This is a genomic window from Streptomyces humicola (assembly GCF_024436035.1).
Taxonomy (GTDB): domain Bacteria; phylum Actinomycetota; class Actinomycetes; order Streptomycetales; family Streptomycetaceae; genus Streptantibioticus_B; species Streptantibioticus_B humicola.
This window is the reverse complement of sequence record NZ_JANFNG010000027.1, coordinates 45,814-67,787: the sequence shown is the minus strand read 5'-3', so window position 1 is coordinate 67,787 and position 21,974 is coordinate 45,814. Positions and strand designations below refer to the sequence as shown.

Below are 21,974 nucleotides of genomic sequence, written 5' to 3'. Positions count from 1 at the left end.
CCGCTGGGGCTGGCCAGTCGCGGCGGGCCGCGGGGTCAGGAGACGACGGGGCTGCGTCGCTCGATGAGGACGACGTCGCGCCAGCGCCCGCCGTGCCCGCCGTGCCTGCCGAGCTCGCGGGTGCCGACCACGCGGAAGCCTGCCTTGGCGTGCAGAGCGAGGCTGGCGGTGTTCTCCGGGAAGATGCCGGACTGCACGGTCCAGATCCCGGCGGCGTCGGTGGAAGCCAGCAGTGCTTCCAGCAGCGCCAGGCCCACCTTCTGGCCCCGGGCGTCCGGGCGGACGTAGACGGAGTGCTCGACCACGCCGGCGTACGCGCACCGGTCCGAGACCGGCGCTACGGCGGCCCAGCCAAGCACCCGGCCGGCGCCGTCGAGGGCGATCAGGCGGTGCTCGGCGAGACGGGAGGCGTCGAAGACCTCCCAGGTCGGCGCGGCTTCCTCGAAGGTGGCGTCGCCGCCGTCGATCCCGGCCTGGTAGATCGCCAGCACCTGGTCGGCGTGTTCGGGCAGCATCCCGGTGGCGGTCACCCCGGTCGGGCTCACGCGGCGGCCTCGATGCCGAGTTCGGCGAGCAGGCCGCGGATGCGCTGCTCGATCTCGTCGCGGATCGGGCGCACGGCCTCGACGCCCTGGCCGGCCGGGTCCTCCAGCTTCCAGTCCAGGTACCGCCTGCCGGGGAAGTACGGGCAGGCGTCGCCGCAGCCCATGGTGATCACCACGTCGGAGGCCTGCACCGCCTCGACGGTCAGCACCTTCGGCACCTCGGCGGAGATGTCGATGCCGACCTCCGCCAGCGCCTCGACCACGGCCGGGTTCACCGTGTTGGCCGGGGCGGAGCCGGCGGAGCGGACCTCGACCCGGCCTGCGCCGAGGCGGGTGAGGAAGGCTGCGGCCATCTGGGAGCGGCCGGCGTTGTGGACGCAGACGAACAGCACGGACGGGACGACGGGAGAGCTCACGGGTTCATCCTTGGGTGGGAACGGCGGGGCGGGGTTCAGCGGCCGACGGCGGCCGGGTGGTGCTCGCCGTGCGGGACCACGACGTCCTCGGCCACGGCCGCGGCGGGGCGGCCGAACAGCACGGCGACCAGGGCGACGCCGACCACCAGGCCGACGAGCTGGGCGGCGACGAACGGCAGCACCGAGGCCGGCGCGATGCCCGCGAAGGTGTCCGTGAAGGCACGGCCGATCGTCACGGCGGGGTTGGCGAAGGACGTGCTGGAGGTGAACCAGTACGCGGCGCCGATGTAGGAGGCGACCGCGACGGGGGCGAAGTGCGCCCGGCCGGCGCGGGCCAGACCGAAGATCAGCAGGATGAGCCCGGCGGTCGCCACGACCTCGCCCAGCCACAAATGCGGGGCCCAGCGATCGTGGGTGGACCAGCGCACCAGCGGCTCCGCGAACATCGCATCCGCCAGCACCGCCCCGCCGATCGCCCCTGCGATCTGCGCGGGCAGGTAGACGGCGACCTCGCGCAGGGTCGGGCCCTCACCGCCGCGGCGGCCGGTCCACCAGGCGGCCAAGGTGACCACGGGGTTGAAGTGCGCCCCGGAGACGGGGCCGAGCAGGGCGATCAGCACGCCGAGACCGAACACGGTGGCCAGCGAGTTGGCCAGCAGCTGCACGCCCACGTCCTGGGACAGCTTGGTGGCCTGGATGCCGGAGCCGACCACGACCGCGACCAGGGCACCGGTGCCGACGAACTCGACCGCGGCCCGGCGCCCGAGCGGAGCTATCTCGGTCATCTCGCACCCCCCGCCGGGACAGTGGCGATGGCGGCCGGGGCCTGGAGCAGGGAGGACAGCTTGGCCAGCGCGGCGGGCAGCACCCAGTAGTAGACCCAGGTGCCGCGGCGCTCGGAGCCGACCAGGCCGGCCTCGCGCAGCACCTTCAGGTGGTGGGAGATGGTCGGCTGGGAGACGTCGAACGGGCCGGTCAGGTCGCAGACGCAGGCCTCGCCGCCCTCGTGCGAGGCGATCAGCGACAGCAGCCGCAGCCGCACCGGGTCCGACAGGGCCTTGAACATCTTCGCCAGTTCGACGGCGGCTTCCTCGCCCAGCGGCTCGCGGACCATCGGCGAGCAGCACGCCGCCGCGTCATCCTGCCCGAGCACCGGCAGTTCCAGATTCGACATACGTCTATGTTGACAGTCATCTATCAGGAGAGGCAAGCTCGCTGTATCGACAGCTGTCGAAACAAGACTCGGATCGGGGAGACCGCCATGTCCCGTGTTCAGCTCGCCCTGCGCGTCGCCGACCTCGAAGGCTCCATCGCCTTCTACTCCAAGCTCCTCAACGCCGAACCGGCCAAGCGCCGCCCCGGCTACGCGAACTTCGCCATCACCGAGCCCCCGCTCAAGCTCGTCCTCATCGAGGGCCAGGCCGGCGAGGACACCCGCCTGGACCACCTCGGCGTCGAGGTCGAGTCCACCAAGCAGGTGGCCGCGGCGACCACCCGGCTCAAGGACGCGGGCCTGGCCACCTTCGAGGAGAACGACACCTCCTGCTGCTACGCGCTCCAGGACAAGGTGTGGGTGACCGGCCCCGGCAAGGAGCCGTGGGAGGTCTACGTCGTCAAGGCCGACGACGACACCCTCGGCAAGAGCGCCGACAGCGCGCCGGAGGCTTGCTGCGGCACCACCGCCTGCTGCACGCCGGACGAGCAAGCCATCGACCCGGCCCAGAGCCCTGCCCAGGCGAAGGCCGCCGCCGGCTGCGCGTGCGGCAGCTGACGCACAGGACGGCCGGGAAGCGGGCGTGCACGGGGGCGACGCCGGGCGTGGTGCTGACCGGCAGTCAGCCCTCGGCGTCCTCGCCGTCCTCCTCGTCGGCCTCGGCCGGGTCGCGCAGGGGACGAAGCAGGCCGCCGGCCGGGGTGGAGCCGCGGAAGGTGTAGCGGCCCAGGACGTTCAGGTTGGCGTGCTTCAGCGGGGACAGCCGGGCCACCTCCTCGTCCAGGACGTCGTGCTCGCGCTGCTCGTCAGGCAGGGCCCGCAGCGTGGCCACGGCCGCGTCCAGGTAGCGGGTGGTCCACAGCACCGCCGCGTTCAGCACCAGGCCGAGCGCGCCGAGCTGGTCCTCCTGGCCCGTCCGGTAGGCCTGCATGATCTGCCCGCGCTTGCCGTGGCAGATGTCCCGGGCGAGCTTGTGCCGCGACTCCTGCACGGTGAGCTGCCGGTTCATCTGCCGCCGGTAGGTGTCGTCCACCGGATCGACCACCCGCAGCAGGTGCAGGGTCTTGCCGATCCGCCCGTACTCGGCGAACGCCTGCCCCAGCGGCGTGGGGCGGCCCTCGCGGCCGAACATCCGCAGCAGGTCGTAGGCGCGAACCTGACCGGTCACCAGGGAGCCAGCCACCCGCAGCATGTCCGGCCAGTGCGTGACCACCTTGCCCAGGTTGACCCGGTTGCGGGCCAGCGGCTCCAACGGCCCGTACCCGCCAGTGGCCACCCCGGGCAGCTCGGCCCGCCAGAACCGCTGGTCGGCCAAGTCGCGGAAGCGCGGCGAGAAGTTGTAGCCCAGCATCGAGAACAGCCCGAACACCATGTCGGAGTACGAGGCGTTGTCGGTGGCGACCATCTCCGGCCGCGCGCCGGCGTCCAGGTTCAGCAGGGTGTCCAGGATGTGCAGCGAGTCGCGCGGGGTGCCCGGCACCACCATCTGCCCGATGCCCGCGACCTGGTCATTCACGGCATTCAGCCAAGTGATCCCGCGCTTGAAGTGGTAGTACTTCGGCGAGGGAGCTGCGCTGATCGTGCGCTTCGGAACCACGAACCGCAGCCCGTCCACCGGCGCGAGCAGGCCCTCGCCCCAGTGCGCGACGATCGGCACCCGCCCCTGGGCTGTGATGAGGGCCGCGTTCGCGGCGGCGATCGTGTCGGCCCTCAGGTAGTACTGGTCCACGTGCGCCAGCCGGGCCCGGCTGAGGGCCTCGTCGTTCGCGTCGACGACCGGGGTGTAGCCGATGTTGCACGCCTCGGAGACCAACAGCGCCACCAGCGAGGTCTTCAGGTTCTCCATCCGGGTGCGGCCGTCGCCCAGGTGCACGAAGGCGTCCAGGAACCCGGTCCACCCGTCCACCTCGAACAGCAGGTCCGGCAGGTCGATCCTCGGGAGCATCGCCGCTGTGGTCCTGCGCAGCCAGCGCAGCGACTTCGACTCGCCGAGCGCGCCGAGCCGGTCCACGTTCAGCTTCAACCGGCCGTTCAACTGCACCTCGAAGCTCAACTTCGCGTCCTGCCCGGCCTCCTCCAGACGCTCGGCCATCAGCTGCCAGGCCGCGTCCAACGCCCGCACCCGCTCGGCCAGGTGCTCGGTCACCGGCGCCTGAAGGCTCAGCCCGTGCAGCACGTCCGCCTGCACCGCCTCCCACTGCGGCCCGTCCAGCAGCCGGGCCCTGGGGTCGGACCAGCGGTTCGACGGGGAGGCGAACACGTCGCGCCGCCCCAGCGCCCGGTAGAGCTGTTCCAGCACGCACACCACGTAGGCGTCGCGGTCCACCGCCCCCTGCGGCAGATCGGGGTTGGAGAACACCGCCTTCTTCCAGGCCGGCGGCACCAGCTTCTGGTCGATCTCGCGCGGCAGCAGCGGCTTGAGCTTCACCTTGCGCCGCGACAGCGCGGGCAGCCGCTTGACCGCCTCCAGCACCCGCTTGCCGCCGGAGGCCGCCCCCAGCGCGCTCGACTCGCCGAGCAGGGACAGGAACGGACGCACGGTGTTGTAGCGGCCGGCCAGCTGGCGGCGCATCTCCGCCTCGGTCTCGTCATCGCCCGGCGGCAGCAGCTCGTCCAGCAGCCGGGCCGCGGCCTCCTCCCGCGGGCCCACCTCGGCCTCCAGCGCCAGGAACATCGCCGCCGCGTCCAGGTCGGCGCCGGCCTCGCAGACCAGGTCCAGCTGCCCGCTCCACAGCCGCCACGCCGCCCGCACCGTCCGAGACGCCTTCGCCAGCCGGGGCCGGGCGGCCAGCCAGTCCTTGTCCGTGGCCCGCTTCGCCACGTTCAACAGCTTCACCTGCATCAGCAGCGCGAACACGTCCAGCGCGTCGTCGATCGCAGACGCCTCCAGGTGCCGCACCACCGAGGTCAGCAGCGCGGTGCGCTTCGGCTCTGGCGTGCGCTCCAGGATCGGCGCCTTCGACCCCAGCCCGACCCGGGCCAGCGTCGCCAGCCGGTTCGGCGGCACCTTGTCCACCTTCACCCGGCCCAGCCGGAAGGCGGAGATCTCGTCCACCCGCTCAAGGGCCTTCGCCATGCTCGTGCCCGTCGTGCGCGTCGGCGGCCGGCGAAGCCGCTCCAACTCCGACACCCGCCTGCCCTCCGGCACTTCGAGCAGCGCCACCAGGTCCCTGGGCAGCGCGCCGTCCGCCCGCCGGGTCGCATTGGCCACGGTGGCGTAAAGCCGGTTCTCCGCGACCTTCCGCACCTCGGCGACCTGCCGGGCCAGCACCGAGACGCCCGGCAGCAGCACCCGGTGGCGCAGCCAGCCCACCGCCTGGTTGAACAGCGCCACCGGCCCCTCGGCGTGCGTCCACGCCCGCCCGTGCAGGAACGTCCGGAACCTCCGGCCCCACTCCGCGTCCTCGAACTGCCGGTAGCCGTAGGCGTCCCGGATCTCCCAGGCATGCTCGTACGCCGTCATCTGCCGCTCGGTGTACCGCTTCACGCACGAGGCGTCCTCGACACCCAGGTGCTCGGCGACGTACGCGACCACCGGCCACGGCACGTCCAGCGGGTCCTCCAGGAACAGCCCCAGGTACCGGACGGTGCACATCTGCAACGCGAAGCCCAGCCGGTTGTGATCACCCCGCCGCTTCCCGATCAGTCTCCGGTCCACATCATCGAGGTAGAAGAACCGCTCCATCTCCGGGCGCGTCGGCTCCTCAACGAACCGTCCGTACGCCTCGGCCTGCTCATCAGTCAGAAACTCCACCGGCACGCGGCGGACGGTAACCCCCAGCCGACCAGCTCATACGATCTTCCGCCGAAACCCGGCCCCACAGACGATCACCGTGGTAGGCCGCACGATCGGGCCCTTAGCGCTAACGGCTGCTCCATTGATCCCCGAGGTCGTAAATCCGGTATTTACCGCGACAGTCCGATCCGCAGTTACAACCCCGGCTACTGGTTGTAGGTCAACGGCATCCTTTACGGCATATCCGGCCATGCCCCGCAGAGAGCGCCGACGGTCCGGGGTCAGTCAACGGCAGGCGTTGTGCTGTGGCTGGAAGGGGGCTGTTCGGGGGATTGCCAAGGGATGGTGGGAGAGTGTGGCTGCCGTGAGGGAGGTGGCGGTGATGTGATCGTACTGGGTAACCGGTGTCACGGAGCGGGTCCGCAGGCAAGGGCTGACCGTTCGTCACTATGGACACAGTGGGAGTGCTGACCATGCCCCGATTCGTCAAGGCTCGCGTTTACGTCGCTCTGGGCGTGCTCGGCAGTGTTCTAGTTCTTGGTGGCCTGCCCGCCGCTGCGGCTGGGCCCACCATCTGGTACGTCAGTGCCACAGCGTCCCCTGGTGGCGACGGATCGCGCCAGGCGCCCTTTGACGGTCTGGCCGCCGTCGAACTCGCGTCCAGCCCTGGCGACACGATCGTCGTCCTGCCCGCGCCGCTGAGCGTCCCGCCGCTGGACGGAGGCATCGCGCTCAAGCCCCGGCAGAAGCTGATCGGCGCCGGTCCCTCGGTCACCAAGAAGGGGAACGGAAAGGGGCCTGCCGCGCCGCGGATCACCAACACCCATGCACTGCTGCACTTGGGCGAGGGCGTCGTCCTCGCCGACGGTGCACAGGTCTCGAACCTCGTCATCACCGGCACCTACCGCAGTGCCGTCTTCGGGCTGGAGGTGACCGGTGTCGATGTCCACGGCAATGACATCGTCGGCCCGAACACGTCGTGCACCGACCAGCCCCAGTCCCCGCCCTTGGTCGCGCCGACCAACACTCCTGGTGTCGGCACGCTGTCGAACCCGCACGTGCTCGGGGTGGCCGGCATCGTGGTCGACGACCTCCTTGCTGCCTCGGGCACGGTCTCGATCAACGGCAACTTCGTGCATGACGCAGCGTGCGGGGACGGCATCGACCTCCACACGGCCGGCATCGCGGACATTCACGCGGTCGTTGCGGACAACACCCTCACGCGGGTGAGCAACGGCGGCGACCAGACGACGGTCGGCGCCATCGGTATCGGGACACTGAACAAGTCCCGCCTCACGGCCGACCTCGACCGCAACACCCAGACCTACATCGGCACCACCGGCTCCGACTCGGAAGGGATCTACGCCTTCGTCGGCGAAACCTCCCGGATGTCGGTGGCCGTCGACCACAACGACTTCGCACACGGCATCGGCAATGACAGTGCGAACGGCATCGAGTACTCCGTCCTCGGCCGGAACAACGAGGCAAGCATGACCGTCACCGACAGCCGTTTCCACGACGTCCCCGGCGACATGCTGGAGGAGAACAACCTCGGCGTGAACTCCACCATGAGCCTCACCCTCGACCACGTCACCGTGTCCCACACCACCGGTGCCGGCAGCACCGGCGACCTGCCCTACAACAACGGAGACTGCCTCCTCGCCCTCAACGGGGCATCCGGAACCACCACCCGAACCGACATCACTCACAGCAGGCTCACCGACTGCGCCCACAACGGCCTGACCGAATTCAGCAACGTCGTCAACGGCAGCGGCCCGGCCGGCGAACTCGCCTTCACGGTCGACGGCAGCACCCTCCGCGACAACAAGCTGTACAACCTGCGGGTGAACAACCTCACCGGCCTCACCCGGCTGCCCGGCAAGGTACAGGACACCGATCTGAGCCACGGGCAGAACGTGAACACGTCCTTCGACCAGCAGCCCGGCGTGACAGCCAACCCGGCCCTCGACCTCGGAGGCGGCACCCTGGGCAGCCACGGCCGCAACTGCCTCGACCACGCCGGCAGCCAGGTCGCCGTCGAGGTGACCGACTTCGACGTCTTCGCCCAGCACGACTGGTGGGGCCGGCCCGGCGGACCCGGCCCAGGCCAAATCGTCACGAACGGCGGCAGCGTCTCCACCGAGCCCGCACTCAACCGGCCGCCCCGCAACTGCCGCTGATGACCGCGCCCGTCAGGCTCAAGAGCGAGGCCGGTGGTGGGATTCGTGCGGATCCGCAGGGCGACCGATCGCCATCCGCAACACCGCCTTCAGGCGCGCTCAAGGAGTCATACGTTCTCCACGGCGGATCGGGCGGCCTCGCTGGCCGCGTTCCGGGACCGTGGAACAGCGGCTGCGGCGAGGTTGAGGCGGGTGTCCATGTCGAGGTTCACGTCGCCGTAGGGCCGGACGTGCGACCAGAACAGTGGGGTCAGACCGCGCCGGTCGGCAGGGGTGAGGAGGTCTGCCCACTCCGGCTTACCGAGGATGTCCTGAAGCATCAGGGTGTTCACGTAGACCAGGGCGGACTGGAGGATGCGCAGGCACAGCACGAACATCTCCTGTTCGTCGCGCCGGTTCGAGGCGATCTCTCCGCCCTTGCCGTAGGCGATCACGGAGTTCGCACCGTTGGAAGACTCCATCACGTTCAGGCCCTCCTCGATCTCCCGCTGAAGGTCCCGAAGCCGCAGGTAGCGAGGTAGCGTTTCAGACAGCGGACGATCTCTGCCCTGGTCTTGCCTTCGGCGGTGCGACGAGCGGCGTAAGCCCGTGCTCGGGGGTCGTAGCTGAGGCGGTTGATGGCCAGCATGTAGAGGGCGCGGTTCGCTTCCCGGCTGCCGCCTCTGTTGAGCCGGTTGCGGTTGGTCTTCCCGGAGCTGGCGGGCATCGGGGCGACGCCGCACATGTGGGCGAAGGATGCTTCCGACCGAAGGCGCTTGGGGTTGTCGCCCGCGGCGACCAGCAGGGCTGCGGCGGTGTCGACGCCGAATCCCTTGATCTGCATCAGGTCCGGTGCGGCCTGGTGGGCAAGCCGGTCGATCTGCTGGTCCAGCGCGGAGATCTCCTGGGCGAGTTGCTGGTAGCGGGCCGCCAGACTCTTGAGGGCGAGCTTCGCGGCGCCCTCAAGGGTGGTGACATTGCCAGGACGGAACCTGGCTGCGGTGGCCACCAGGTTCGCCAGGGAGAGGCCGCGCAGGCGGTCGCGCAGTTCCTGCGGGGCGGTGACGACCACAGCGTGGAGCTGATTGGCAGCCTGCGTGCGGGCCTTCATCGCCGAACGCCGGGCGAGTCGCAGGGTGCGGATCATCTCTACCGGGCCGTCCTGGGACTTGGCCTGACCCATGACGGTGCCTGCCTGGACCGCGCGGGCTGCGGCCTCGGCGTCGATGGCGTCGTTCTTGCCACCGGCCCGGCGCCGGGTCTGGCGGGTCGGCCGGATGACTTCCACCACGTCCATGCCCTGCCGACGGAGGTAGCGGGTGAGCCCGGCGCCGTAGGCACCCGTGCCCTCCACCCCGAACCGGTGCGGAGTGCCCAGCGCGCGTACCCACTCCAGAAGGCGGCGGTGTCCGTGCCCGGTGGTGGTGATGCTGAGTACGTCCAGTTTGCGGCCGAACTGGTCCAGGGCGACAGCAACATGGACATCCACGTGCGTGTCGATGCCCACCAGGACCTCGTCGACCTCTGCCACTCCGGCCTTGTCCACCATCGCTCCTTGTGCCACACCGTCAGGACGACGGTGCCGGCCGAAGCGGCGTGGGCAAGACTGCGATGGGATGCCTCAAGCCCCTATCAGGCCACAGCGCACCCGACCGGCACCGCGAAGCGGTGTCCCCTGGCTGGCTGACGCGTCGCTAACAAGGCACGAAGCCGATCTGTCTTTGGGGCCGACCAGCCGAAGAACACCGCGACCACGATGATGCTCCCAGTCCAGGGCACCAACATCGCAAGGGGACCGTCGTGAAGCCCACGAAGCCGCCGCTGAGTGAAGACGAACGAGCCATGTTGCTGATCCCGACGAGGTCGACGTACCAGGCACAGCCGCAACCGGTAGCCCTGTAAGGACGGGAACACTGCCGAGGCCATGGGCGGACGGCGTGCGCCGTGCCTGCGCCCACCGGCCATACCTCATCATCGCCCACCGGGGCCTGGCCAGATGCTTCAGCGCGTGCGCATGGAGGCCGGCCCTCGGCTTCAGGCGGAGGAACCGCAGATCACAGGTCTCGGCCCCGAGATCTCATCCGGGCGGGTCGGCGGCCTGCAGGGGCTGCTTCGTCACGCGGCGGCGTGTCAACGTAGGTTGCGCGTGCCTGGCGCGCCCGGCGTAGGCGCCGCTGCTGTGCCGTTCGGCAGGGGCTTGCGGAGGGCTTCGGCGGTGGTCTGCAACGACGTCTCCAGGACGGTCAGCCGGTGCTGCGGGTCCATCAGATTCGCGCCCATGGCGGCCAGATCCTCCGGTCCCGGCACGATCAGCCGTACCAGGGTGCCCGCATCCCGTACCTGCCGGGCCTCGTGCAGCAGGCGCCGGGTCGCGATGCGCCGCAGTCCGCGTTCCACCTGTGCGGGGATACTGCGCGGGTGGTCCATCCGGCGGGCGGACGTCGGCGCCAGCACGAACACCTCATCCAGGCCCTCACCGGACAGCAGGTCGAGGTTGGTGTCCGACCAGGCACAGCCGTCCACGAAACGGCGCCCGTCGATCTCCACGGGGGCGAACCATGCGGGTAGGGCGCATGAGGCGGTCACGGCCGACGCGAGGTCGGTGCGCGGCGCGTCCGGGGCCCCGAACAGGACGCGCGCGCCGCTGTCGAGGTCCACCGCGACCACGCGCAGAGCTGGGTTGTCCGGCCAGCGGTCGGCCATCCGAAGCTGACGGAACAGGTCGCGCACGCCGCTCAGGCTTCCCCGCCCGGGTGGTGCGCAGGCGGCGAGCAGCATCGTGAACGGGACCCTGTGCGGGCGCCTGGCCATGTCCCCCAGCAGTTTGAGCGACCCGATCCCCGGCTTGGGGATGCGCGGCAGTGCGCCACCCACCCATGTGTCGTAATCCACGCGGACCCCGGACGCCGCTGCGTCACCGCGCTGGTGGTCGAGGAGGTCACGCGGGCGCGCGCCGAGGGTCAGAAGGGAGCCCACGATGGCGCCCGCGGAGGTGCCCAGGATGATGTCCGCGGTACGCGGATCCCATCCGTAGGCGTCCTCCAGCGCACACAGCGCGCCGATCACCCACGCAGCCCCCAAAGACCCTCCGCCGCCGAATACCAGGCCCCGGCGCACATCGGAAGGCGAACTCGACGTGCCCGGATCCCGGCGGTCTTCGTGACCCGCCGCCTGGGGCGTCATTCCCAGCCACCGCCTCTCCGTCGCGTTCGCCGGCCGGCGCCCTGCCGCCGACCGTTGTATACGACAAAACGCAACGCGGCATATCAGAACTTCCCTGCAGACTTCTTCCCGAATGGGCGATCCGCACCCCACACTGCTCGGCTACGGTGCCACTCACTTCGGGCACGTAGAGGTGACGGGTTGCCGACGATTCAACGGCCGACGCGTCCGCGCAGGGTCCGGGTAGCGCGCCGAAGCGGGAGTTCGCATCCGAATCGATAGTCGATGCTGCCCCCCGGCACGCACCGCTTCAAGGGCCGAACGGCCCTGCCCTGGGTGTGGGCTGCACGACCCAAGCCTGCGGCGGCGGTGGTGGTGCTGCACGCGGGAGGCACTCTGGCGTCGAGGAGGGCGGTCGCCGTGCCGAATCTGGGAGTCGCGATCGTGCGATGGACACGTTGTCCCGGGTGATGACCTGCTGCGACGGGATGGGCATGGTCACGGTACGGAGAGTGACTTTCCACATCCGGTCCACCAGCGGGATCATGAAGCGGATACCGGGATCGCGGACCCCCTGCAGTCGGCCGAGCCGGAACACCACCCCGCGTTGGTACTCGCGGCGGTCACGTACTTCCGCCCGCGTGGACCCGGTCAAGTCCATCGTGGAGATCGAGGATGTGTCGAGCGCGATCGGGCAGATCACGCGGACCGCGGTCCGCAACGTCGTCGGCCGCTCGCTGCTCGATCAGGTATTCACCGACAGCGAGACGATCAACGAGCAGATCAAGGAGATCCTTGACGGCCTCACCCGGCAGTGGGGCGTGTACGTGCTGCCGATGGAGCTGAAAGACATCGAGCTCCCGCTGCGGGATTCTGTCGCCCGATTCGGGACGAGCACCGAGTCGATCAGCGCGACCTGCGCCTTTCCTCCTCGATCTCCTCGTCAACACTGCTCATCGGAAGCAACCGCATGAAGGCGAACACGCTCGACACGGCGAGGTAGGGGAGTCGCAGCAGCACGTGGCAGATCGCGCGGACCGTTTTTCGCGCGGAGGCTCCCGAGGCTCCGGCAGAGCCATCCGTACGGTTTCGTATCGTTGCGATCAGGGCTGTTTGGCCCTAGCGGGACCGGTGCGGGCGCGTTTGTCTGAAACTGCCTGGGACCGATGAAGGCGGCCGGGCAACTCGGATTCGCGCCGAAATTCACCACTGCGGAAACCTTTCACGACTTCGCCGTCGGCCGGGGGTCCGGGTTGCTGCCGCCGGACCGGCTCGCCCACGCCGTCGACAGGCTCGCCGCGGTGCTTCCCGGGGCGGTCTCCAGCGCCTGTAGGAGGAGGAGCTGAATCATGGCGGACGGGAAGATTATCCCGCTCGACAAGGACACCCGTTCGCGTAGGGGCGGGGCCCGGCCCGGGGGACGGGCGTCCGGTGCGCGGCGCAAGAGCGCGCCCGCCGGAGAGCCGGGGCTCACCACCGTGCCGGCCGTCGAGACCCCGGACGCCCAGGGGGCGCAGCGCGCGGCGGCCCGCTCGGACGATGGACCGGACACCGCCCGGGGCACCGCCGGTGGAGGCGATGTCGGCGGTGCGGGCGAGGAACAGGGTGAGCAGGCTGGGTCGCCGCTACTGCGGCGGCTGCCGGTCAGGATGCTCACAGACGCGCTCGGCAGCGCGGTCGACCGACTGTTCGGCGGCCGCTGGGAGCGCAGGGCGGCTGGCGGCCTGTCGTTCCTCCGCCGCCGGATCACGGGGGACTACGAGGTCGATGAGTTCGGCTACGACGAGGAGCTCACCGACCAGGTGTTCATGTCGTTGCTGCGCCCGCTGTTCGACAACTACTTCCGGATCGAGGTCAAGGGCATCGAGAACATCCCGTCGCAGGGTGGGGCACTCGTGGTCTGCAACCATTCCGGGACGCTGCCGTGGGACGCGCTCATGACGCAGGTCGCCGTCCATGACCACCACCCGGCCCGCCGCCATCTGCGGCTGCTCGCCGCCGATTTGGTGTTCCTGCTCCCCGTCATCAACGAGCTGGCGCGCAAGGGCGGGCACACCCTGGCGTGCCCGGAGGACGCGCAACTGCTTCTGGAGAACGGCGAAATTGTCGGCGACATGCCGGAGGGCTTCAAGGGGCTCGGCAAGCCGTTCTCGGAGCGCTACAAGCTTCAGCGGTTCGGGCGAGGGGGCTTCGTGTCGACGGCGCTGCGCACCGGGGTGCCGATCGTGCCGTGCTCGATCGTCGGGGCCGAGGAGATCTACCCGATGGTGGGCAACGCGAAGACGCTGGCGCGGCTGCTGGGTCTGCCGTACTTCCCTGTGACGCCGACGTTCCCCTGGCTGGGGCTGCTGGGGATGATTCCGCTGCCGACGAAGTGGACGATCCAGTTCGGTGAGCCGATCCCCACGGACCACTACCCGCCGGAGGCGGCGGACGATCCGATGCTGGTGTTCAACCTCACCGACCAGGTGCGCGAGACGATCCAGCACACGCTCTACAAGCTGCTTGTGCAGCGCCGTTCGGTCTTCTTCTGAAACCTGAAGCCCGGACGGCGCTGCGAAGGGAGCTGCTGCGTTGCGCTGGCGGGTACGGCTGCGCGCCTCGCCGGTGCCGAGCAGATCTCCCGTCCTTGATTGCCTGTTTGATAGAACACCTGCTACCGTAGCGCCGGACGATCTCCTCATCTCTGAGCGTGCACAAGATCGAGGCCCTCGTTGTGCTCGGCGGCGAGGACACGCTCAGCGTCGCAGGCAAGCTCTGCGATGCGGGAGCCAATCCGGTCGACGTCCCCAAGATCATCGACAACGACGACGGCGGCACTGACTACACCTTCGGCTTCGGCACGGCCGTCAGTATCGCGATCGAAGCCATTGACCGCCTGCACACCACCGGGGACGTGCACAAGCGCACGTTCGTCGTCGAGGTGATGAGGCTCCACTCCAAATGGATTGCTCTGCACGCCGGCATCGCCGGAGGCGTCAACACCATCCTCATACCGGAGCAGGAGTTCGACCTCGACCAGGTGTGCGCCTGGGTGGAAATTTCGAGATCAACTGCGCGCCGATCGTCGTGGTGGCAGAGGGAGCGGTTCCCAAGGCCGGACAGATGGTAATCAAGGACGGGCCGCGCGACGAGTTCGGGCACGTGTGCCTGTCCGGCATCGGCGATTGGCTGTCGTGGCGGCACGCCGATCGCATGAGCGGTTGATGGGCAGAGCGCCAGGGCGACGGTCGCTGTTGTGTGCCATCCGGCTGGTGAGTGGCGGCTTTCTTCCTGTGGGCCGAGGATGGGGGTGCTGGCCGCCGCCGCTGTCTGTTGGGTGTGAGTCGGTTGTTGCGGTCCTCCCTCCCTGGCCGGTGCCAGTTGCTGCGGAGAACGGCACCACACCCGGCAGTGAGTTCGCGGCCGACGTCCGGGAGGCGAGTCGTCATGCCGCACAGCGTGTTTGCTTTCTGCCTGGCCGCCAGTGCGGGTTCGCTGCCTGGCGGCGATCTGGTTCTGGTGGGCATTGTGGCGGGGGTGGCGGTGCTCAGCATTGCCGTCGCGGTCGCATTGTTGCGCGATGTGCTGGCCGCCGGGCAGGGCACGGAGAGGATGCGGGCCATCGCGGCCGGGATCCAGCAGGGAGCTGCCGCCTATCTGGCACGGCAGTTCAAGACGATGGTCGTCTTCGTCATCGTGATCCCGTTCGTACTGCTCCTCCTACCGGCCGAGTCGGCCGGGGTGAGGATCGGCCGGTCGGCGTTCTTCGTCGTCGGAGCGGTGTTCTCGGGATGCGTCGGCTACATCGGCATGTCGCTGGCGGTGCGCGGCAATGTCAGGGTGGCGGCGGCGGCCCGTGAGGCCGGAGAGAAGCGGGCGGTGCGGATCGCGTTCCGTACCGGCGGGGTGACCGGCATGCTCACCGTCGGTCTCGGGTTGCTGGGGGCCGCGGTCGTGGTACTGGTCTTCCAAGGCAGCTCGGCGGGTGTGCTGGAGGGTTTCGGATTCGGCGCGGCGCTGTTGGCGATGTTCATGCGGGTCGGCGGTGGTATCTACACCAAGGCCGCCGACGTCGGGGCGGATCTGGTGGGCAAGGTCGAGGAGGGCATCCCCGAGGACGACCCGCGCAACGCCGCGGTGATCGCCGACAACGTCGGGGACAACGTCGGTGACTGCGCGGGGATGGCCGCAGACCTGTTCGAGTCCTACGCCGTCACGCTGGTCGCCTCGTTGATCCTCGGCAAGGTTGCATTCGGCACCGACGGACTGGTGTTTCCGCTGCTGGTTCCCATGATTGGTGCGGCCACGGCGGTGATCGGCATTCTGACGGTGACACCGCGCGGCCGGGACCGTACCGCGATGAGCGCGATCAACCGTGGCTTCTTCATCTCCGCCGTCGTCTCCGCGATTGGCGTGGCTGTCGCCGCTTTCGCGTACCTGCCGGGCCGCTTCTCTGAGCTTGCCGGGACAGCCGTGGCGATCAGGACGGTCGCGGGGGATCCGCGCCTGGTCGCCATCGCCGCGGTGCTGATCGGGCTGGCGTTGGCCAGTGCCATCCAGTTGCTCACCGGCTACTTCACCGAGAACACCCGCGCGCCGGTGCGGGAGATCAGCCGCAGTTCGCTGACCGGCCCGGCGACCGTCATCCTGTCGGGCTTTGCCACCGGGCTGGAGTCGTCGGTGTACTCGGCCCTGCTGATCGGCGCCGCAGTCTACGGGGCATTCATCCTCGGGCTGGGCAACACCACGCTGGCCCTGTTCGCGGTGGCACTGGCCGGGACCGGGTTGCTCACCACGGTCGGCGTGATCGTGGCGATGGACTCCTACGGCCCGGCCACCGACAACGCCCACGGCATCGCGGAGATGTCCGGCGACGTCACTGGTGCGGGCGCCGAGATGCTCACCGATCTGGACGCGGTCGGCAACACCACCAAAGCGATCACCAAGGGCATGGCCATCGCCACCGCCGTGCTCGCCGCCACCGCCTTGTTCGGATCCTTCCGCACCGCGGTCGAGGACAACCTTGCCAAAGCCGGCCGTACGGCGTCCTCTTTCAGCCTCTCCGTCGACAAGCCGAACGCGCTCGTCGGCCTGGTCGTCGGCGCTGCGGTGGTGTTCTTCTTCACCGCCTTGGCGGTCATGGCGGTAGGCCGATCCGCAGGGCGGGTGGTGATCGAGGTACGGAACCAGTTCCGTACCAAACCGGGCATCATGCAGGGCACCGAACTGCCCGACTACGCCCGCGTGGTCGACATCTGCACCGCCGACGCCCTGCGTGAACTGGCCACCCCGGCACTGCTCGCCGTCATGGGCCCCATCGCGGTTGGATACGCGCTCGGGTACGCACCGTTGGGCGCCTACCTCGCCGGTGCGATCGCGGTCGGTGCGTTGATGGCCATCTTCCTCGCCAACTCCGGCGCCGCCTGGGACAACGCCAAGAAACTCGTCGAAGACGGCTTCCATGGCGGCAAGGGCTCCCCGGCGCACGCCGCGACCGTCATCGGCGACACGGTCGGCGACCCGTTCAAGGACACCGCCGGTCCCGCCATCAACCCACTGCTGAAGGTCATGAACCTGGTGTCACTCCTGATCGCCCCCAGCGTCGTCACCTACAGCACCAACCCGGCGGTCCGCGCCGCGACCGCCGCCGCCGCCCTGCTGATCGTGGTCGCTGCGATCACCATCGCCAAGCGACGCACACACCGACTCACGCCCGCCGGGGATGGCCAGGCGCCCGCCCCTCCCGAGGGGTAGACGACACCGTGGAAGGGACGTCCACGGAACGGCACACCAAGCCGTCCAGGCGGACAAGCAGCTGATCGGGCGGCAGCTCCATGTCGGCCAGGATCCGAATCGCGGTACGCAGCCGTCCCGCCTGAGCCCGCGAGTGGAGCCGCCGCCGTGCCGCCGAGGGGCCGGAGCAGCAGTAGCTCGGCGCCGTTGGCCACCTGTCGACGCGACAGCACAGCCGAGACAGAGAGCAGCTTCCTCGTCGCCCGATACGCCGGCGAAACAGGCACCGGGACATGGCCCCAGCGCGTCCGCGGATCCCACCAGACCCCGTACGGCCTGCGGCGACGCATTTCTGAACGGCACAGGTTGTTGCGCCCATACAGCGTGGCGAGATCAATCATGTGGACGTCATCACGGCGGGTTGCCGCCTCGCGGAGCGGCGGGGTGAGGCCGGCCGGCTGGGAGAACAGCGCCAGGGCGGCATCGGCACTGTTATGGCCTTGCCAGTCCAGGACGGTGCGGATGCGCTCCGGGCGTTCCAAGTGGGGCCCCGCGCTGCTCGCCGAGATGCACGCCCCGCGGTGGGCCGTGGCCGCCCTTGCCCTCGCCGACATGGCCATCGGCGCGGTCTGCCGCACGAACCCGTAGGACTCGAACGACCGCTTGCGGTGGTGGCAGCAGCTGGGGAGCTCCTCGTCGGCGTCCTCGGCCACGCGCCTGCACGCCCCTGCAGCCTCGACGAGGCCCGGCCACTCAGGCCCGACGCGACCGTTCGACACGAAAGGGGAGGGGACGCGGCGCTGCGGGGTGAAGCGCAGGCGTTGCTTGAGCTTGAGCGTGTTGCTCCCATTGAGCTTGTCCGGTGCGGGGGTGATCAGCCGGGTGGCCTTGCGGACGGTCAGCTCCTCCGGTGCTCGTCGTGCGGTGGGAGCCCGGGAACGGAACTCGGTGCAGTCCCGGCGAACCGGGGTGCCACGTGAGCGCGTAGGTGAGTTGGGCGAGCGCGGGCTGGGCGACTACGTGGCTGTTGACAGCACGCCCCGCGAGTCGGCGCGAGCCGGCTCGGGCGGGAGAGCGGAGTCGGGGGCCCCCGGCACAGCACACGGACTGTGAGCTGGGCCCGGATGGCCCTGGTGACGCCCGTTCGGCACTGTATCGAAGCCCGGATCGGGCTTTCCTGGGCGAGGATGGATGGAGCGAGGACGCGGCCGCGCGGTCGAAGGGTGCCGTTTCCGCCTCTTTCATGTCGGGGGTGCTTGTCTGCGGGCTCGCACCACTCACACGAGAATTTCAGGACGTCGGTGTCGGCGCCCTCGGCGTTGGCCGGGAGCGGCCACCGCCGGTCCGTCCTGGGGTGGGTTCGAGCAGGGGAGAGACGCTGTGCGGGCGACCTTTACGCTGGGGCGGATCGCGGGGGTCCGGATCGGGGTCCACTGGAGCGTGCTGCTCATCTTCGGCATCATCGCGTTCGGCCTCGCGCAGGGCCGTCTCCCCCAGGTGTATCCGGGCCATGCCCCGGTGGTGTACTGGGTGGCGGGCCTTGGGGCTGCCGTGGTCTTCTTCGCCTCTCTGCTCGCCCACGAATTGGCGCACGCCGTGGTGGCGCGGCGCAACGGGGTGGTCGTGGACGACATTGTGCTGTGGCTGCTGGGCGGGGTGGCCCGGCTGAAGTCGGAGGCGTCGAGCCCGGCGGCGGAACTGCGGATCGCGGGCGTCGGCCCGCTGGTCAGCCTCCTGCTGGGCGGGCTCTTCGTGCTGGGCACCTGGCTGCTCACCCTGGTGTCCGCGCCCAGGCTCCTGGTCGAGGATGTGGCCTGGCTTGCGGGCATCAACTTGCTGCTTGCTGTCTTCAACGCCCTTCCCGCCGCTCCGCTCGACGGCGGGCGGCTGTTGCGCGCCTTCCTGTGGTGGCGTACCGGAGACCGGCTGCGGGCGACCGCCGGGGCCACCATGGCGGGACGCGTCCTTGGCTGGTTGCTCATGGTGCTAGGGCTTGTGGTGTTCATGAGGGGCGGCGGGTTCGGCTGGCTCTGGCTGGCCCTGATCGGCTGGTTCCTCATCGCGGCCGCCACCGCTGAGGGACGGCAGGCACAGCTGCGCGGCGTGCTCGCCGGTGTCCCAGTGCGTGACGCCATGACAAGGGATCCGCTCACGGTGCCCGCAGTCCTGACGGTCGCGGACCTTCTGGCCGACCCGCTGTACCGGTACCGGCACTCGGCGTTTCCGGTGACCGGTGTGGACGGGTCACCGGTCGGGCTGGTGACGCTCGACAGCGCCAGGCAGGTGCCGCTTGAGAGGAGCGGGGCGGTGACGGTGGGCGAGGTGATGGTGCCGCTGTCGCGGACCACCGTCGCGGGTCCGGACGACTCACTGGCGGATCTGCTGCCCCGCATGGAGCCCGGCGCCGAGCACCGCGTCCTGGTGATGGACGAGGGCAGACTCGTCGGGATCCTGTCGCTGTCGGACATCAGCCGTACGGTGACCTGGCTGATGCACGCCGCCCCGAGGCGGTGAGAAGCTGACCGCGGAGCTCCCGGTCAACGGCCTTTCACCCGCGCACGTTGGCGTCCTCGGGGGCGCTAGGAGGGCCGGGTGGAGATGCCCTGGCGCTTTTTGCGCCGTCGGCTTGCGGTGCGGGCCCGGCAGCGCCGGGAAGGACCTCGGGGTGCGCGAACCAGACCCGCGATCGCCGAGGCCCGCCAGCAAGGACCCGTACCTACTTCGGGCGCACCGCGGAGTTGGTGAGGTGGTGTACTCCGGGCGACGCAAGAAGGCCAGGTCGATCGGGTCCGGGGAGCGTCATAGCGGCTCACTTGCACCGCGGTCAGGCTTTTCGGTCACTTCCAAGCCGGACCACCCAGGCACGCCCGGCGCCCTGGGCACCCCTGCGCCGCACTCTTCGGCGGCCGCCCCGATCCCAAGGTGCCGAGCGATGACGGTCTCAAGGCGGACCAGCGCGTGCCGCAGAAGGTCGCGGCCGTTCGCGTAGCCCGCGGGGAGCGGTCTGTGCTCGTCGTCTCCCAGTTCGCCGGGCTGCCCGGCGCGTTCGCCCTTGACCAGGGCAGCAGGCCCAAATGTGATGGACGTTCAGGGCCGATGGGGTGGCTACGACCGTTATCTGGTGCCGCGGGATGCGAGTCGGCCGTGGGTGTCGTCGATCTCGTAGGTGAGTTTGTTGATGACCTCCACGACGCCGTCGACGCCCTGGGTCAGCCGCACCGCGACGGCTATCGCGCTGCGGTGTTCCAGGACTCCGCTCAGCGTCACAATGCCGTCAGACGCCCTTACATCGAAGCGCCTCCGGTTCCGCCCACAGCACCCGAATGAATACGTCGCGCACCACCTCTTCCCGGATTTCTGCGTCCGACCGCAGGTAGCGCTTGACGCGCCGGCTGATGATGCCGACGAGCTGCCCGGCGTCCACCACGGGCATGTGTCTGAGGTTCCGGCGGGCCATGATCCGTGAGGCTTCGGCGACACCCGCGTCGACGTCGACGACGACCGGTGGCGCGGTCATCAAAGCTCCAGCTGACAACCTCCAGGACTTGCGCGCCGTCTCACGCAGCCGGGGGCGGAAGATGCGCAGCGGCCCGGACGGACGCGCGCAGGGCTCTTTGCCGAGCAGGTCCGCTTCCGAGACCAGGCCCACGAGTCCGCCGTCCTCGTCGAGGACCGGCAGCGCACGAACTGGCGGTCATTCAGGATTCTCACAACCTCCCGGTACGGGGTGTACACACGCACCGCCGCTACGTCCTTCGTCATGACGTCCCGGACCTTGGTGCCAGTCATGAGGGCGACCTCCTGCTGTTGGACGTTCTCGATGGTTGAGGTCCGATCGGGTGCCGGCGCAGCAACTCGTCAGCGGTCCGGCACGAGGGCGACTGGGCACTGGGCATGGTGCAAGGCGGCGTGGACGACTGGTCCCAGGCGCAGCCCGACGGGGGAGCGCGGCCGGTGTGCCGCGACGACCAGGAGGCTGGCGTCGGCCGAGGAGTCGATCAGTGCCGCCGCCGCACCGCCGTCGACCAGGAGGCGATCGACGCAGACGTCCGGCGAGAGCGACGACAGCTCCGCCGCGTCGACGGCCTCGGTCAGCAGGTCCAGGTGCTCATGACGAAGCTCTCGGACGGTGTCGACCTGCGTCACCGTGCGGCCCACCTCGTCGAGTGGCTGCCAGGCATGGAGGGCTCGCAGCGATGCCTTCCACACCCTCGCGGTCGCGGCAGCGAACCTGATCGCTTCGACGTCGCGGCGGTCCTGGACGGCCACGACCACGTCTCCGGTGCTCCCCAGGGTGCCCTTGCGCCGTACGACGACGAGCGGGCAGGTGACATGCGCGGCCACTCGCAGGCTCACCGATCCGAGCAGCAGGCCGGCGAAGCCACCGTGGCCCCTGGTTCCCAGAACAGCGAGCGAGGCACTGTCGGCTGCGGCGAGCACGGCAGCGGCCGGTCGATCGTCCGACATGACGGTGTCCACCTGGAGGCCGGGGTGCTCGGCGGTGACGCGGTCACGTGTATCGTCCAGCATCTTCCTTGCGGTCTGCACGGTGAGCTGCCGCGCCTCGCTCAGCCGGGGGTGTGCGTTTCCGGCGCCGAGGCCGGTGGCGTGCACGACCTGCAACGGACAGCGCCGCCGCGCGGCTTCTGCCGCAGCCCAGTCCACCGCCCCGTCGGCGTCCGCTGAGCCGTCGGTTCCCACCACGATTCCGTGAACCGCCGCATCGTCTCCCATCAGCGCTCCCAGAGCGTGGTCTGCCGGTCCGAGCCCCGGACACCTCCTTCTTGCACTCTTCACCTGGGCGACGCCCGGGCACAGGGGCCGATCGGCCCCGACATCGAGCGGAACGGTGCGCCTGGTACGGAACCGCGCAGACGGCCGGGCGCCACCCGTGCCGGCCAGGTCGGGGCAAGCCAGCTTGTGTCGTACGTCTCCCAAAGTGCGCTGCCGGCCTGCTCGGACGGTGGAAGGAGAAGGAGGGTGCCTTCCATGAGCGGCCGGTGCGAACCCGGGCAACTGGTCCGAGAC

20 protein-coding genes and 2 pseudogenes are annotated in these 21,974 nt (G+C 69.7%); 8 read left to right on the top strand and 14 right to left on the bottom strand.

What is annotated here, in order from left to right; genetic code table 11:
* Positions 1-35: 35 nt before the first annotated feature.
* The 4 genes from NGB36_RS25990 to NGB36_RS25975 are packed head-to-tail and all read right to left on the bottom strand — an operon-like array spanning position 36 to position 2,135.
* Positions 36-515, bottom strand: a complete 480-nt coding sequence (locus NGB36_RS25990) for a GNAT family N-acetyltransferase (protein WP_255922974.1) — start codon at positions 513-515, stop codon at positions 36-38.
* Positions 516-541: 26 nt separating this feature from the next.
* Positions 542-961, bottom strand: coding sequence for an arsenate reductase ArsC (locus tag NGB36_RS25985; protein ID WP_255922946.1), 420 nt, complete (start codon positions 959-961; stop codon positions 542-544).
* Positions 962-996: 35 nt separating this feature from the next.
* Positions 997-1,833, bottom strand: coding sequence for an aquaporin (locus tag NGB36_RS25980; RefSeq protein WP_505016751.1), 837 nt, complete (start codon positions 1,831-1,833; stop codon positions 997-999).
* Positions 1,743-2,135, bottom strand: a complete 393-nt coding sequence (locus NGB36_RS25975; protein ID WP_255922944.1) for an ArsR/SmtB family transcription factor — start codon at positions 2,133-2,135, stop codon at positions 1,743-1,745. Before NGB36_RS25975 ends, NGB36_RS25980 begins: the two co-directional genes overlap by 91 nt.
* Positions 2,136-2,222: 87 nt before the next feature.
* Here NGB36_RS25975 and NGB36_RS25970 point away from each other — a divergent pair, with 87 nt between their 5' ends.
* Positions 2,223-2,732 carry an ArsI/CadI family heavy metal resistance metalloenzyme gene (locus NGB36_RS25970; RefSeq protein ID WP_255922943.1) on the top strand — a complete coding sequence of 170 codons (510 nt, stop codon included), beginning with the start codon at positions 2,223-2,225 and terminating at the stop codon, positions 2,730-2,732.
* A gap of 64 nt (positions 2,733-2,796) precedes the next feature.
* Here the strand turns inward: NGB36_RS25970 and NGB36_RS25965 are convergent, their stop codons facing one another.
* A complete protein-coding gene (locus NGB36_RS25965; protein ID WP_255922941.1) occupies positions 2,797-5,934 on the bottom strand; it encodes a Tn3 family transposase in 3,138 nt (1,045 codons plus the stop codon).
* Between the two features lie 449 nt (positions 5,935-6,383).
* On the opposite strand from NGB36_RS25965, the gene NGB36_RS25960 reads away from it, so the two are divergent.
* Positions 6,384-8,090 carry a hypothetical protein gene (locus NGB36_RS25960; protein ID WP_255922940.1) on the top strand — a complete coding sequence of 569 codons (1,707 nt, stop codon included), beginning with the start codon at positions 6,384-6,386 and terminating at the stop codon, positions 8,088-8,090.
* 107 nt (positions 8,091-8,197) lie between these two features.
* Here the strand turns inward: NGB36_RS25960 and NGB36_RS25955 are convergent, their stop codons facing one another.
* The 4 genes from NGB36_RS25955 to NGB36_RS25940 form a co-directional block, all read right to left on the bottom strand.
* Complete coding sequence (locus NGB36_RS25955; protein WP_255922939.1) at positions 8,198-8,551, bottom strand: Tn3 family transposase; 354 nt, start codon at positions 8,549-8,551, stop codon at positions 8,198-8,200.
* Positions 8,552-8,556: 5 nt separating this feature from the next.
* A complete protein-coding gene (locus NGB36_RS25950; RefSeq protein WP_255922937.1) occupies positions 8,557-9,618 on the bottom strand; it encodes an IS110 family RNA-guided transposase in 1,062 nt (353 codons plus the stop codon).
* 581 nt (positions 9,619-10,199) lie between these two features.
* The gene (locus tag NGB36_RS25945; RefSeq protein ID WP_255922936.1) at positions 10,200-11,252 is read right to left on the bottom strand and encodes a patatin-like phospholipase family protein; all 1,053 of its coding nucleotides are present in this window, start codon (positions 11,250-11,252) and stop codon (positions 10,200-10,202) included.
* A 289-nt stretch (positions 11,253-11,541) separates the two neighbouring features.
* Positions 11,542-11,892, bottom strand: coding sequence for an SPFH domain-containing protein (locus NGB36_RS25940; protein ID WP_255922935.1), 351 nt, complete (start codon positions 11,890-11,892; stop codon positions 11,542-11,544).
* Here NGB36_RS25940 and NGB36_RS25935 point away from each other — a divergent pair.
* Positions 11,873-12,205 carry an SPFH domain-containing protein gene (locus tag NGB36_RS25935; protein WP_255922934.1) on the top strand — a complete coding sequence of 111 codons (333 nt, stop codon included), beginning with the start codon at positions 11,873-11,875 and terminating at the stop codon, positions 12,203-12,205. The two genes, NGB36_RS25940 and NGB36_RS25935, sit on opposite strands and share 20 nt — an antisense overlap.
* Positions 12,206-12,453: 248 nt before the next feature.
* Here NGB36_RS25935 and NGB36_RS25930 read toward each other — a convergent pair whose 3' ends face one another.
* The gene (locus NGB36_RS25930; RefSeq protein WP_255922976.1) at positions 12,454-12,582 is read right to left on the bottom strand and encodes a hypothetical protein; all 129 of its coding nucleotides are present in this window, start codon (positions 12,580-12,582) and stop codon (positions 12,454-12,456) included.
* Between NGB36_RS25930 and NGB36_RS25925 the strand changes: the two genes are divergently transcribed.
* The 5 genes and pseudogenes from NGB36_RS25925 to NGB36_RS25905 all read left to right on the top strand — a co-directional run bounded on the left by NGB36_RS25925 (position 12,581) and on the right by NGB36_RS25905 (position 19,460).
* Complete coding sequence (locus NGB36_RS25925; RefSeq protein ID WP_255922933.1) at positions 12,581-13,765, top strand: lysophospholipid acyltransferase family protein; 1,185 nt, start codon at positions 12,581-12,583, stop codon at positions 13,763-13,765. The two genes, NGB36_RS25930 and NGB36_RS25925, sit on opposite strands and share 2 nt — an antisense overlap.
* A 134-nt stretch (positions 13,766-13,899) precedes the next feature.
* Positions 13,900-14,435: pseudogene (locus NGB36_RS25920) on the top strand (6-phosphofructokinase); the annotation flags it as partial.
* Positions 14,436-14,660: 225 nt separating this feature from the next.
* Entirely contained in the window at positions 14,661-16,967 is a 2,307-nt protein-coding gene (locus tag NGB36_RS25915; RefSeq protein WP_255922932.1) for a sodium-translocating pyrophosphatase, read from the top strand.
* Between the two features lie 501 nt (positions 16,968-17,468).
* On the top strand, positions 17,469-17,594 hold the full coding sequence (locus NGB36_RS25910; RefSeq protein ID WP_255922931.1) for a hypothetical protein: 126 nt from the start codon (positions 17,469-17,471) through the stop codon (positions 17,592-17,594).
* Positions 17,595-18,326: 732 nt separating this feature from the next.
* Entirely contained in the window at positions 18,327-19,460 is a 1,134-nt protein-coding gene (locus tag NGB36_RS25905) for a site-2 protease family protein (RefSeq protein WP_255922930.1), read from the top strand.
* Positions 19,461-20,060: 600 nt separating this feature from the next.
* Here NGB36_RS25905 and NGB36_RS25900 read toward each other — a convergent pair.
* The 4 genes and pseudogenes from NGB36_RS25900 to NGB36_RS25890 form a co-directional block, all read right to left on the bottom strand.
* Positions 20,061-20,213 carry a BON domain-containing protein gene (locus tag NGB36_RS25900; protein ID WP_255922928.1) on the bottom strand — a complete coding sequence of 51 codons (153 nt, stop codon included), beginning with the start codon at positions 20,211-20,213 and terminating at the stop codon, positions 20,061-20,063.
* Between the two features lie 7 nt (positions 20,214-20,220).
* Entirely contained in the window at positions 20,221-20,595 is a 375-nt protein-coding gene (locus tag NGB36_RS34140) for a CBS domain-containing protein (protein WP_505016750.1), read from the bottom strand.
* Positions 20,572-20,628: pseudogene (locus tag NGB36_RS33910) on the bottom strand (hypothetical protein); the annotation flags it as partial. The gene NGB36_RS34140 and the pseudogene NGB36_RS33910, both read right to left, overlap by 24 nt.
* A 176-nt stretch (positions 20,629-20,804) precedes the next feature.
* Positions 20,805-21,680, bottom strand: a complete 876-nt coding sequence (locus NGB36_RS25890; RefSeq protein ID WP_255922925.1) for a universal stress protein — start codon at positions 21,678-21,680, stop codon at positions 20,805-20,807.
* Positions 21,681-21,974: the final 294 nt, after the last annotated feature.

What these genes read in the sequence shown, in the direction of transcription:
- NGB36_RS25990 (WP_255922974.1), bottom strand. Translation starts at nt 515, where the DNA reads ATGCTGCCCGAACACGCCGACCAGGTGCTGGCGATCTACCAGGCCGGG.
- NGB36_RS25975 (WP_255922944.1), bottom strand. Translation starts at nt 2,135, where the DNA reads ATGTCGAATCTGGAACTGCCGGTGCTCGGGCAGGATGACGCGGCGGCG.
- NGB36_RS25970 (WP_255922943.1), top strand. Translation starts at nt 2,223, where the DNA reads ATGTCCCGTGTTCAGCTCGCCCTGCGCGTCGCCGACCTCGAAGGCTCC.
- NGB36_RS25960 (WP_255922940.1), top strand. Translation starts at nt 6,384, where the DNA reads ATGCCCCGATTCGTCAAGGCTCGCGTTTACGTCGCTCTGGGCGTGCTC.
- NGB36_RS25955 (WP_255922939.1), bottom strand. Translation starts at nt 8,551, where the DNA reads ATGGAGTCTTCCAACGGTGCGAACTCCGTGATCGCCTACGGCAAGGGC.
- NGB36_RS25950 (WP_255922937.1), bottom strand. Translation starts at nt 9,618, where the DNA reads ATGGTGGACAAGGCCGGAGTGGCAGAGGTCGACGAGGTCCTGGTGGGC.
- NGB36_RS25945 (WP_255922936.1), bottom strand. Translation starts at nt 11,252, where the DNA reads ATGACGCCCCAGGCGGCGGGTCACGAAGACCGCCGGGATCCGGGCACG.
- NGB36_RS25940 (WP_255922935.1), bottom strand. Translation starts at nt 11,892, where the DNA reads ATGGACTTGACCGGGTCCACGCGGGCGGAAGTACGTGACCGCCGCGAG.
- NGB36_RS25925 (WP_255922933.1), top strand. Translation starts at nt 12,581, where the DNA reads ATGGCGGACGGGAAGATTATCCCGCTCGACAAGGACACCCGTTCGCGT.
- NGB36_RS25930 (WP_255922976.1), bottom strand. Translation starts at nt 12,582, where the DNA reads ATGATTCAGCTCCTCCTCCTACAGGCGCTGGAGACCGCCCCGGGAAGC.
- NGB36_RS25915 (WP_255922932.1), top strand. Translation starts at nt 14,661, where the DNA reads ATGCCGCACAGCGTGTTTGCTTTCTGCCTGGCCGCCAGTGCGGGTTCG.
- NGB36_RS25910 (WP_255922931.1), top strand. Translation starts at nt 17,469, where the DNA reads ATGCGCTCCGGGCGTTCCAAGTGGGGCCCCGCGCTGCTCGCCGAGATG.
- NGB36_RS25890 (WP_255922925.1), bottom strand. Translation starts at nt 21,680, where the DNA reads ATGGGAGACGATGCGGCGGTTCACGGAATCGTGGTGGGAACCGACGGC.